Here is an 11,349-nt window from a genome sequence, read left to right on the forward strand (position 1 = left end):
CTTCGCGCGGCCCGCCGCCGTCGCCCCCCCCCCCGCGGCGGCCCGGGGGCCCCGCGCCCCGCCCCGCCGCGGCGCCCCGCGGGCGCGCCCCGCGCCCGCCCCCCCCGCCCCCCCCCCCGCCCCCGACCGGCTGACCCGCCGGTTGAGCTTGTCGAAAACCCGACCGAGAGGCCTGTCATGCCCGACGAGACGACGTCGTCCGAAATCGTTGTCGACCCCGCGCCGCACGCGGCCTGGCTGCCCGACGGCGCGCTGGCCGCCGTCGGGCGACGCCGAGTCGCCGTCGTCGGCCCACCGGACGACGAGGTGCTCGTCACCGTGCGCCGCGAGGCGGAGCGCGCGACGTCCGCGTACGGCGGCGCCGTCGTCGGCCCCGACGACTCCCCCGACATCCTCCTCGAGGCATCGAGCGTGCTGGATTCCTCCTCCAACGGCCTGAATGAGGATCACGTCAGCACGCTCGATGCCGAGTCCGGGTTCGGGCTCGTGCGGGACGGCGGCCGGGTCACCGTCACGGCGGCCACGGCGACGGCGTTGCTGCACGGCTGGTTCCACGTGGTGCGGCTCGGCGAGACGGCGTTCACGGGGCCCGACGTCGACGAGCGGCACGCCCCCGCGTTCGCGCTGCGCGTGCTGGACCACTGGGACAACGTGGACGTGCACCCGGTGATGGGGCAGGTCGAGCGCGGGTACTCGGGCGGGTCGATCTTCTACGCCGACGGCCGGGTGCGCGACGACCTGTCCCGCGTCACGGCGTACGCGCGCCTGCTCGCCGCGACGGGCGTCGACCGGGTCTGCATCAACAACGTCAACGTGCACGCCCGCGAGGCGCGGCTGCTCACCGACGACCTGCTGGAGGTCGCGCGGGTCGCGGCCGCCCTGCGGCCGTACGGCGTGCGCACCCACCTCGCCGTGAGCTTCGCCGCGCCGATGACGCTCGGCGGCCTCACGACGTCCGACCCGCTCGACGACGACGTCCGCGCCTGGTGGCGCGCCGCCGCCGACCGCGTCTGGGCCGCGGTCCCGGACTTCGGCGGCTTCGTCGTCAAGGCCGACTCCGAGGGCCAGCCGGGGCCGTTCGCGTACGGGCGCGACCACGCCGACGGCGCGAACCTGCTGGCCGAGGCGGTCGCCCCGCACGACGGCGTCGTGCACTGGCGGGCGTTCGTCTACGACCACGCGCAGGACTGGCGCGACCGCTCCACCGACCGCGCCCGCGCCGCGTACGACCACTTCGCGCCGCTGGACGGCCGGTTCGCGGACAACGTGGTGGTGCAGGTCAAGCACGGCCCGATCGACTTCCAGACGCGCGAGGCGGTCTCGCCGGTCCTCGCGGGGATGCCCGCCACCCGGCTGGCCCTCGAGCTGCAGGTGACGCAGGAGTACACGGGCCAGCAGCGGCACGCGTGCTACCTCGCGCCGTGGTGGAGCGAGAACCTGGGCTTCCGGCCGTGGGGAGAGGGCGCGGACGGCGCCGCGGTGCGCGACGTCGTCGCCGGGCGCGGCACGTCCGCGCCGGCCGCGGTCGCGGACGCCGGGGGCGGGGGGATCGCCGCCGTCTCGAACGTGGGCGACGACCGGTTCTGGACCGGCCACCCGCTGGCGCAGGCGAACCTGTACGCCTTCGGGCGACTGGCGTGGGACCCGACGCTCGACCCGGCGACCATCCTCGACGAGTGGGTCGGCCTGACCTTCGCCGGGCCGGACGGCGGCGTCGAGCCGCGGGTCCGCGAGGCGCTGCACGCGGTGCTCGACGACTCGTGGCGCACCTACGAGTCGTACACCGCGCCGCTGGGCGTCGGTTTCATGGTGCGCCCCGGCCACCACTACGGCCCGGACGTGGACGGCTACGAGTACACGCCGTGGGGCACGTACCACTTCGCCGACCGCGACGGCATCGGCGTGGACCGCACCCGGGCCACGGGGACCGGGTTCACGGGCCAGTACCCGGCGCCCTGGCGTGACGTCTACGAGGACCTCGCGACCTGCCCCGACGAGCTGCTGCTGTTCTTCCACCACGTGCCGTACACGCACGTGCTGCGCTCCGGCGTCACCGTGGTCCAGCACGTCTACGACACGCACTTCGCGGGTGTCGAGCGGGTGCGCGAGGCCGTCGCGGCGTGGGAGTCGCTGGCCGACCTCGTCCCCGGCGCGCTCCCGCCCGACGTCGACGCCCGCGTCCGCGAGCGCCTCGCCGAGCAGCTGCGGTCGGCCGTCGAGTGGCGCGACCAGCTGAACACGTACTTCTTCCGGAAGTCCGGGATCCCGGACGCCCACGGCCGCACGATCCACTGAGCCGAGCGGCCCACGCGGCCGGGTCAGCCCGCGGCGAGCAGCTCCAGGGTGTCGACCACGCGGTGGGAGAACCCCCACTCGTTGTCGTACCAGGCCACGACCTTCACGTGCCGGCCGTCGACGCGCGTCAGCAGGGAGTCGAAGACCGCCGACGCCGGGTTGCCCGTGATGTCCGACGACACCAGGGGGTCCTCGGAGTACTCGAGCACCCCCGCCAGCGGTCCCCGCGCGGCCTCCCGGTAGGCGGCGAGCACGTCCTCGCGCGTCACGTCGCGCGCGACGGCGGCGTTCAGCTCGACGATCGAGCCCACCGGCACGGGCACCCGGATCGAGTCGCCCGAGAGCTTCCCGTCGAGGCGCGGCAGCACCAGCCCGATCGCCTTGGCGGCGCCGGTCGTGGTGGGCACGATGTTCACGGCGGCGGCGCGGGCGCGGCGAGGGTCGCGGTGCGGGGCATCCTGGAGGTTCTGCTCCTGGGTGTAGGCGTGCACGGTGGTCATGAACCCGTGCTCGATGCCGGCGAGGTCGTCGAGCACGGACGCGAGCGGCGCGAGCGCGTTGGTGGTGCACGACGCGTTGGAGACGATCGTGTGCGCGGCCGGGTCGTAGGCGCCGGTGTTGACGCCGGGGGCGAGCGTGACGTCCGCGCCGGCGGACGGCGCGCTCACGAGCACCTTGCGCGCCCCGGCGTCGAGGTGGGCGCGCGCCGCGTCGGCGGAGGTGAAGCGGCCGGTGGACTCGAGCACGACGTCGACGCCGAGCTCGCGCCACGGCAGGGCGCCGGGCTCGCGCTCCCCCAGCACGGCGACGCGGTGACCGTCGACGACGATCGCGTCGTCCTCGGCGGTGACCGGGCGGCCGAGCCGGCCGGCCGTGGTGTCGAAGGCGAGCAGCCGGGCGAGCGCCGCGGGCTCGGTGAGGTCGTTGACGGCGACGAGCTCGAGGTCGCTGTCGCGTTCGAGCAGCGCTCGCACCACGTTGCGCCCGATGCGGCCGAACCCGTTGATGGCGATGCGGGTCATGTGACCCTCCTTTCGTGTCGCCACCAGGCTCGCCGCCGTCGCACGAGCCGAACACCGGCGCGCACGCCACGGTCCGCAAGGATCTCGCCATGCCCGGGTCCCGGCACTCACTCCCCGCGGGCGAACGTGCGCCGGTACTCGCTGGGCGTCGTGCCGAGGATGCGCCGGAAGTGCGCGCGGAGGTTCGCGCCCGTCCCGAGCCCGACGTCGGCGGCGACCTGCTCGATGCTGCGCTCCGAGCGCTCCAGCAGCTCGCGCGCCACGTCCACGCGCACCCGCAGCACCCAGGCCATCGGCGTGTACCCGGTGTCGTCGGCGAACCGGCGCGAGAACGTGCGCGGCGAGACGGCCGCGTGCCGGGCCAGGTCCTCGAGGGCGAGGTCCTCGGTCAGGTGGTGCAGCACCCACTCGCGGGTGGCGGCGAACCGCTCACCGAGCGGCTCGGGCACGCTCCGGGGCACGTACTGCGCCTGGCCGCCGCTGCGGTAAGGCGCCGCGACGAGGCGGCGGGCCGCGTGGTTCGACGCCGCCACGCCCAGGTCGCCGCGCAGCACGTGCAGGCACAGGTCGATGCCCGACGCGGCGCCCGCAGACGTGAGCACGTTGCCCTCGTCGACGAACAGCACGTTCTCGTCCACCCGCACGCTCGGGTGCTTGGCCGCCAGCGCCCGCGTGTAGTGCCAGTGCGTCGTGGCGCGGCGGCCGTCGAGCAGGCCGGTGGCCGCGAGCGCGAACGCGCCGGTCGAGATGGCGGCCAGGCGCGCGCCGCGGTCGTGCGCGGCCAGGAGCGCGTCGACGACGGCGGGCGGCGGGTCGTCGCGGTCCGGGTGCCGGTACCCGGGGAGGAACACGACGTCGGCCCAGGCCAACGCCTCGAGGCCGTGGTCCAGGTGGTAGGAGAGGCCGTCCCCGCCGGTGACGAGCCCGGGCGCCGCGGCGCAGGCCCGCACCTCGTAGGGCATGCTCGGGCGCGTCGTGAAGACCTGCGCGGGGATGCCGACGTCGAGGGGCTTGGCGCCCTCCAGCACGAGGACGGCGACGCGGCGGCGGCGCTCCGGCGGGTGGGGCGGTTCCGGCACAGGAGGCAGCGTAGGCAGCGCGGGCGCCGCTACGCGCGGCCGGCGGGACGCGAGCGCGGGGAGACGATCCCCGACTCGTACGCGAACACGACGAGCTGGGCGCGGTCGCGGGCGCCGAGCTTGGTCATGGCGCGGCTGACGTGCGTCTTCGCGGTGAGCGGGCTGAGCACCATCCGCGCGGCGATCTCGTCGTTGGACAGGCCGTGGGCGACGAGGGCCACCACCTCGCGCTCGCGCGGCGTGAGCAGGTCGAGGCCGTCGGGGGCGATCGCGTCCGGGGGGCGGGCCACGAACTCGCTGATCAGCCGGCGCGTGATGGCCGGCGACAGCAGCGCGTCCCCGCGCACGGCGGCGCGCACGGCCTCGACGAGGTCGGCGGGCTCGGTGTCCTTCACGACGAACCCGCTCGCCCCGGCCCGCAGCGCCTCGAACACGTACTCGTCGATGCCGTAGTTCGTCAGCACGACGACGTGCACGCCCGCCAGCGCGTCGTCCGCCGCGATCTCGCGGGTCGCGGCGATGCCGTCGAGCCCGGGCATCTGCACGTCCATGAGCACGACGTCGGGCCGCAGCTCGCGTGCGAGGCGCACGCCGTCGTGCCCGTCCGCGCCCTCGGCGACCACCTCGACGTCGTCCTCCGCGTCGAGCAGCGCGCGGATGCCGGAGCGGATGAGCGCCTGGTCGTCGACGAGGCCGACGCGGATCACGCGCGGGCCGCCGGCTCGCCCGTGCCGGCCGCCGCCGCGGGCAGCCCGGACGGCGCCGGCAGCGGCAGGGCGACGCGCACGGAGAACCCGCCGTCCTCCCGCGGCCCGGCGTCGAGCGTGCCGCCGAGGGCGGCGACGCGCTCGCGCATCCCGGTGAGCCCGTGCCCGGGCTCCGGCGCACCCGGCGCGCCGCGGCCGTCGTCGTCGACCCGCAGGGTGAGCTCGCGGGCCTCGAACGTCACGCGCACGGTCGCGGTCGCCGCCGGGCCCCCGTGCCGGGCGACGTTGGTGAGCGCCTCCTGCACCACGCGGTACGCGGCCTGGTCGGTCTCGGCGGGCACGGTGCGCCGGGCGCCGGCGACCCGCACGGTGGTGGGCACCCCCGCGTTCTCCGCGCGCTCGACGAGGGCCCCGAGCCGGTCGAGACCGTTCCCGTTGGGCTCGCCGTCGCGCCGCAGCACGTCGAGGGTCGAGCGCAGCTCGCGGGCGGCGTCCGTGCTGGCCTCCTGGATCGCGAGCAGCGCGGGCGGCGGCTCCTCGCCCCGCTTGCGCGCGAGGTGGGCGGCCACGCCCGCCTGCATCTTGATCACGGAGATGCTGTGCGTCAGGGAGTCGTGCAGCTCGCGGGCGATGCGCAGCCGTTCCTCGACGGCGCGGCGCCGGGCGACCTCGTCGCGCGTGCGCTCGGCGTCCTCGGCCCGCTGCTCCACCTCGCGCACGTACGCGCGCCACTGGAGCACCGCCACGCCGGCGACGCCGAGGGACACCAGCCAGCCCGCCGCGAGGATCCGCTCCCGTGCCCGTCCCGTTCCCATCCCGGCAGCGTAGGTGCGGCCCGGGAGCCGCCGCATCCGGCGCGGGGAGCACCCTGCGCGTACTCCCCGCGCGGTAGGACCACGCCGGGCCGACGCCCGGCCCGGTAGCCGCAGGTGTCGCCGACGGGCGGACGCGCCGGGGCACCCCCGCCGCGAAGGATCGACCCGACGGATCAGCAAGGACGCCCTCAGCAGGACGCCCGAGGACCGAGGAGAACAGCCATGAGCATCCCGGCACCGAGCACCCCAGCACTCAGGCGCACGCCCGCCGGGCTGGGCGACGTCGTCGTCCCCGGCGACCACGACTACGACGACGCGCGACACACCGTGTTCGCCACCGGCTCCCCCGCCCTGGTCACGCGCCCCCGCCACGAGGCGGAGGTGGCGGCCGCCGTGACGTACGCGGCCCGCGCGGGGCTGCCGCTGTCGGTCCGCTCGGGCGGGCACGGCCTCACCGGCCACGCCACGAACGACGGCGGGATCGTCGTGGACCTGCGCCACCTGGACGCGGTCGAGGTGGTGGACCCGCACCGGCGCCTGGTGCGCGTGGGCACCGGCGCGACGTGGGGGCGGGTCGCGGCGGCGCTCGCGCCGCACGGCCTGGGGATCTCCTCCGGCGACACCGCGAGCGTCGGTGTGGGCGGGCTGACGCTCGGCGGCGGCATCGGGTGGATGGTGCGCCGGCACGGCCTGGCGGTCGACGCCGTGGTCGGGGCCCGGGTGGTGCTCGCCGACGGACGGACGGTGGTGGCGAGCCCGGACTCGCACGCGGGCCTGTTCTGGGCGTTGCGCGGCGGGGGCGGCCACGTCGGCGTCGTGACGAGCCTCGACCTCGTCGCGGCCCGCGTGGGCGACGTCCGCTACGGCGCGATCTCCTTCGCCCCCGACGACCCGGCCGGCCTCGTCGCGGGCTGGCGCGACGCCCTGCGGACGGCCGACGAGGAGCTGAGCAGCACGTTGGTGCTGGCGCCGGCCAGGGGTGACCGTCCGGCGTCCGCGTCGGTCCTGGTGTGCGCGTCGCACGACGACGCGGCCGCGGCCGGGCGGTCGATCGAGCCCCTGCGGCGCCTCGGCACCGTGCTCGCCGACGACGTCGCGACCGTGCCGTACGCCGACGTCCTCGCCGCGGGCGGCCACCACCCGCCGGGGGTGCGCCTCGTCGGCCGCAACGTGCTGGTGCCGCGGCTCGACGACGACGCCGTGGCGGCCGTCGTCGCGGCGTCCACGGGCGCGCGGCCGCTCGCGCTCGCGCTGCGCGCCCTCGGCGGCGCGGTCTCGCGGGTGCTGCCCGACGAGACGGCCTTCGCGCACCGCGACGCCGAGGCGCTGGTGGTGGGCGGCGCCGTCGTCCCCCAGGACGCGCCCGACGCCGACGTCGAGGCCGCTCTGGCCGGCTGGCGCGGCGTCGCGGCCCACGGCACCGGCGCGTACGTGAACTTCCAGGGCACCGCCACCGCGGCCGACCTGGACGCGGCGTACCCGCCCGCGACGCTCGCCCGGCTGCGCGCGGTCGAGCGCTCCTACGACCCGGGCGCCCTGTTCGCGCGCCGCCTCGACGGCGCGCCCCGTGCCGTGGCCGGCCCGGGGACGTCGTCGTGAGCGCCGCGTTCGAGGCCGAGGGCCTCGTCAAGAGGTTCGGCGCGACGACGGCGCTCGACGGCGTCGACCTGCGCGCCGAGCGCGGCACGGTGCTCGGCGTCCTGGGGCCCAACGGGGCGGGCAAGACCACCGCCATCCGGGTGCTGGCCACGCTGCTGCGGCCGGACGCCGGGAGGGCCACGGTCGACGGCGTGGACGTGGGCCGCGACCCCGTCGCGGTGCGGCGCCGTATCGGCCTCACCGGCCAGTACGCCACGGTCGACGAGGACCTCACGGGCGTCGAGAACCTCGTGCTGTTCGGTCGCCTGCTCGACCTGCCGACGCCCGAGGCCCGCGCCCGCGCCACCCGGCTCCTGGACCGGTTCGGGCTCGCCGACGCGGGCGGCCGGCGCGCCTCCACCTACTCCGGCGGGATGCGCCGCCGCCTCGACCTGGCGGCCAGCCTCGTCGGCTCGCCCAGCGTCCTGTTCCTCGACGAGCCCACGACCGGCCTCGACCCGGGCAGGCGCGAGGAGCTGTGGCAGACCATCCGGTCGCTCGCCGACGACGGCACCACCGTGCTCCTCACCACGCAGTACCTGGAGGAGGCCGACGCCCTGGCCGACGAGATCACCGTGATCGACGGCGGCCGGGTCATCGCCCACGACACCCCGGCGGGGCTGAAGCAGCAGGTCGGCGGGCAGACGGTGGTCGTGCGCCCGCGCGACCCGGGCCAGGTCGGCACCGCGGCGGTCGTCGTCGCGCGCGCCACCGGGCAGGACGTCGCGCCGCCCCGCGGCGGCGCGGTCACGGCGTCCGTGGACGACGAGCGCGTGTTCGCCGCCGTCGTGCGCGGGCTCGAGGACGCGGACGTCGCGGTCACCGAGCTGGCGCTGCGCCTGCCCGGCCTCGACGAGGTCTTCTTCGCCCTGACCGACGGCCCCCGCACCACCCCGAGGGAGGAACCATGACCACCACCGCGACGACCGCCCCCACCGCGCCGGCCCACCGGGTCGGCACGACGCCCGCGCGCCGCTGGCCGCTCGCCCGGCACAGCCTCGCCCTGGCGCGCCGCGCCCTCGTCAAGACCCGGCGCAACCCGGGCGAGCTGGCGGACGCGGTGATCCTGCCGGTCGTGTTCCTGGTGCTGTTCGTCTACCTGTTCGGCGGGGCGGTCGCGGGGTCCACGCAGGAGTACCTCCAGTACCTGTTCCCCGGGATCCTCGTGCTCACCACCGTGCTCACGGGCCAGGTCGCGACCGGGCTCAGCATCGTGCAGGACATGAAGAAGGGCGTGTTCGACCGGTTCCGCAGCATGCCCGTGCCGCGCGCCTCGATGCTGCTGGGCTCCGTCCTCGCCGACGGCGTCCGGTACGTCATCGCCCTCGCCGTGCTGTTCGGCGTCGGGTACGCGCTCGGCTTCCGGGTCGAGACGGGGCTGCTGCCGGCCCTCGCCGCGTGCGGGCTGGCGATCGTCCTCGGCTTCTCCCTGTGCTGGCTGACCGTGCTCGTGGCGGTGCTGCTGCGCGACGAGATCATGGTGTCCACCGTGGGCTTCCTGCTGCCGTTCCCGCTCGTGTTCGGCACCGGCATGGCGGCGCCGGTCGAGACGATGCCGGGCTGGCTGCAGGCCTGGGCCGGGGTGAACCCCGTGAGCCGGGCGATCGAGGCCAGCCAGGGCCTGCTGCTCGGCGGCCCGGTCGCCGGGCCGGTCACCGCCACCCTGCTCTGGAGCGCGGCCTTCCTCGCCGTCTTCGGCACCGCCGCCGTGGTGGTCTACCGCCGGGTCGTCTGACGGCCGGCGACGCGGCGGATCCGAAACGTTTCAGGTCCTTGACAGGGCGACGGCGAGCCCGGAAGGGTCGTCGAAGCGCTTCGACATCCGGAGGGCGCGACGGTCCACCGGCGGTCGGGGCGCGACGTCCACCACCCGTGCGCGACGAAGGGCACACCACCGTGAAACGACCGCTCAGGACGACGCTCACCGCGCTCGCGGCGGGCCTCGCGCTCGCCGCCGGGCTCGCCGCCCCGGCCGGCGCCGCACCGGCGCACCCGCAGCACCCCGCACACCCGGCCCACCCCACGCACCCCACGCATCCGGCGCACCCCGCGCATCCGGCGCACCCCGCGCACCCGCACCGCGCCGCCGACGCGGCCGAGACGGTGGCCGCGATGCAGCCGGGCTGGAACCTCGGCAACTCGCTCGACTCCGTGGGCGCGGACGAGACCGCCTGGGGCAACCCGCGCGTCACGCCCGAGCTGATCGCCGCTGTCAAGGACCAGGGGTTCCGCAGCATCCGCGTCCCGGTCACCTGGGACGACCACCAGGGCGGCGCCCCGGACTTCACCCTCGACGCGGCGTACCTCGACCGCGTCGAGGAGGTGGTCGACCAGGCGCTCGCCGAGGACCTGTACGTGCTGCTCGACATCCACCACGACTCGTGGATCTGGACGAACGCGATGTCCTCCGACCCGGACGGCGTCCGCGACCGCTTCCGCGCCACGTGGGAGCAGCTCGCCGAGCGCTTCCGCGACCACCCGGCCGGGCTGCTCTTCGAGAGCCTCAACGAGCCCCAGTTCGCCGGCGTCGACGACGCGCAGGGCGACGTGCTGCTCGACGACCTCAACACCGTGTTCCACGAGGTGGTCCGGGCGTCCGGCGGCGGCAACGCCGACCGCGTGCTCGTGCTGCCCACGCTGCACACCAACGCCGGGCAGGAGCGGCTCGACGCGCTCGCCGGCACCATCGCCGAGCTCGACGACCCGAACCTCGCCGCCACCGTGCACTACTACGGCTACTGGCCGTTCAGCGTGAACGTCGCGGGCGGCACCCGGTTCGACGACGTCGCCCTGGCGGACATGACGGGCACGTTCGACCGCGTGCGCGCCACGTTCGTCGACCAGGGGGTCCCTGTGATCCTCGGCGAGTACGGGCTGCTCGGCTTCGACCGCCACACCGGCACGATCGAGCAGGGCGAGAAGCTGACGTTCTTCGAGGAGCTCGGCCACCAGGCGCGCCAGGCGGGCGTCACGACCATGCTCTGGGACAACGGGCAGCACCTCGACCGCACCGGGTTCACGTGGAGCGACCCCGAGCTGTGGGCACAGATCTCGTCGAGCTGGACCACCCGGTCCGGCACGGCCTCCACCGACCAGGTGTTCGTCCGCCCGGGCGACGTGGCCGCGCAGACCGTCACGCTCGAGCCGCACGGCACGCAGCTCGAGGGGCTGTTCCTCGACGGCGAGCCGGTCCCGGCCGCGGACGCCGCCGTCGCGGGCGACGAGGTGACCCTCGCGGCGGACTACCTGACGCGGCTGGTCGGCGACGGCGCGTACGGCGAGCACGCCACGCTCGAGGCGCGCTTCTCGGCGGGGGTGCCGTGGCGGATCCACGTGATCGCGGCCGACACCCCCGTGCTCGCCGACGCCACGGGCACCGTGGCCGGCGGCGTGTCGGTCCCCACGGAGTTCCGCGGCGACCGCCTCGCCACCATGGCCTCCGTATACGCCGACGGCACGGGCGCCGGTCCGCAGAGCTGGACGCCGTTCCAGGAGTTCGACGCGTCGTTCGCCCCGGACGAGGAGGCCGGCGCCGTCCTGCTGCGCCCGGCCTACCTCGCCACCCTGCGCGACGGCGAGCCCGTCTCGCTGACGTTCCACTTCTGGAGCGGGGACACCGTCGACTACACCGTCACGCGCAGCGGCGACACGGTCACCGGCACCGTCGGCTGACCCGACGTCTGCATCGAGCGTGGGGGAATTATAATAAATCGGGCCCAAAGATGGTGATATAAAAAAGCGCGGTGGATGGGGGGGGGGGGGGGAGCCCGGGGCGCGGGGGACGACGACGGCG

Annotated in this window: 9 protein-coding genes; 5 read left to right on the top strand and 4 right to left on the bottom strand. The window is 75.9% G+C overall.

Going from position 1 to position 11,349, the window contains the following annotated elements:
- Positions 1-177 precede the first annotated feature (177 nt).
- Positions 178-2,295 (top strand): alpha-glucuronidase, encoded by a 2,118-nt coding sequence (locus ACFQ8T_RS13115; protein WP_430546963.1) that lies wholly within the window; start codon positions 178-180, stop codon positions 2,293-2,295.
- A 23-nt stretch (positions 2,296-2,318) separates the two neighbouring features.
- Here the strand turns inward: ACFQ8T_RS13115 and gap are convergent, their stop codons facing one another.
- The 4 genes from gap to ACFQ8T_RS13135 all read right to left on the bottom strand — a co-directional run bounded on the left by gap (position 2,319) and on the right by ACFQ8T_RS13135 (position 5,918).
- The gene (gene gap, locus ACFQ8T_RS13120; RefSeq protein ID WP_430546964.1) at positions 2,319-3,317 is read right to left on the bottom strand and encodes a type I glyceraldehyde-3-phosphate dehydrogenase; all 999 of its coding nucleotides are present in this window, start codon (positions 3,315-3,317) and stop codon (positions 2,319-2,321) included.
- Positions 3,318-3,424: 107 nt separating this feature from the next.
- Positions 3,425-4,396: a GlxA family transcriptional regulator gene (locus tag ACFQ8T_RS13125; protein WP_430546965.1), complete on the bottom strand. Its 972-nt coding sequence runs from the start codon at positions 4,394-4,396 to the stop codon at positions 3,425-3,427.
- 29 nt (positions 4,397-4,425) lie between these two features.
- The gene (locus ACFQ8T_RS13130; RefSeq protein ID WP_430546966.1) at positions 4,426-5,103 is read right to left on the bottom strand and encodes a response regulator; all 678 of its coding nucleotides are present in this window, start codon (positions 5,101-5,103) and stop codon (positions 4,426-4,428) included.
- On the bottom strand, positions 5,100-5,918 hold the full coding sequence (locus ACFQ8T_RS13135) for a sensor histidine kinase (RefSeq protein ID WP_430546967.1): 819 nt from the start codon (positions 5,916-5,918) through the stop codon (positions 5,100-5,102). The genes ACFQ8T_RS13130 and ACFQ8T_RS13135 overlap by 4 nt, the downstream gene beginning before the upstream one ends.
- 222 nt (positions 5,919-6,140) lie before the next feature.
- Between ACFQ8T_RS13135 and ACFQ8T_RS13140 the strand changes: the two genes are divergently transcribed.
- The 4 genes from ACFQ8T_RS13140 (at position 6,141) to ACFQ8T_RS13155 (ending at position 11,228) form a co-directional block, all read left to right on the top strand.
- Positions 6,141-7,517 (top strand): FAD-binding oxidoreductase, encoded by a 1,377-nt coding sequence (locus tag ACFQ8T_RS13140; RefSeq protein ID WP_430546968.1) that lies wholly within the window; start codon positions 6,141-6,143, stop codon positions 7,515-7,517.
- Positions 7,514-8,467 (top strand): ATP-binding cassette domain-containing protein, encoded by a 954-nt coding sequence (locus tag ACFQ8T_RS13145; protein ID WP_430546969.1) that lies wholly within the window; start codon positions 7,514-7,516, stop codon positions 8,465-8,467. The genes ACFQ8T_RS13140 and ACFQ8T_RS13145 overlap by 4 nt, the downstream gene beginning before the upstream one ends.
- Positions 8,464-9,291 carry an ABC transporter permease gene (locus ACFQ8T_RS13150; RefSeq protein WP_430546970.1) on the top strand — a complete coding sequence of 276 codons (828 nt, stop codon included), beginning with the start codon at positions 8,464-8,466 and terminating at the stop codon, positions 9,289-9,291. Before ACFQ8T_RS13145 ends, ACFQ8T_RS13150 begins: the two co-directional genes overlap by 4 nt.
- A gap of 161 nt (positions 9,292-9,452) precedes the next feature.
- On the top strand, positions 9,453-11,228 hold the full coding sequence (locus tag ACFQ8T_RS13155; RefSeq protein ID WP_430546971.1) for a cellulase family glycosylhydrolase: 1,776 nt from the start codon (positions 9,453-9,455) through the stop codon (positions 11,226-11,228).
- Positions 11,229-11,349: the final 121 nt, after the last annotated feature.

It is taken from the genome of Isoptericola sp. NPDC056618, assembly GCF_042792715.1.
In the GTDB taxonomy this organism is placed as follows: Bacteria; Actinomycetota; Actinomycetes; order Actinomycetales; family Cellulomonadaceae; genus Isoptericola; species Isoptericola nanjingensis.

Coding starts and splice junctions, on each gene's coding strand:
- ACFQ8T_RS13150 (WP_430546970.1), top strand. CDS start 8,464: ATGACCACCACCGCGACGACCGCCCCCACCGCGCCGGCCCACCGGGTC.
- ACFQ8T_RS13140 (WP_430546968.1), top strand. CDS start 6,141: ATGAGCATCCCGGCACCGAGCACCCCAGCACTCAGGCGCACGCCCGCC.
- ACFQ8T_RS13115 (WP_430546963.1), top strand. CDS start 178: ATGCCCGACGAGACGACGTCGTCCGAAATCGTTGTCGACCCCGCGCCG.
- gap (WP_430546964.1), bottom strand. CDS start 3,317: ATGACCCGCATCGCCATCAACGGGTTCGGCCGCATCGGGCGCAACGTG.
- ACFQ8T_RS13135 (WP_430546967.1), bottom strand. CDS start 5,918: ATGGGAACGGGACGGGCACGGGAGCGGATCCTCGCGGCGGGCTGGCTG.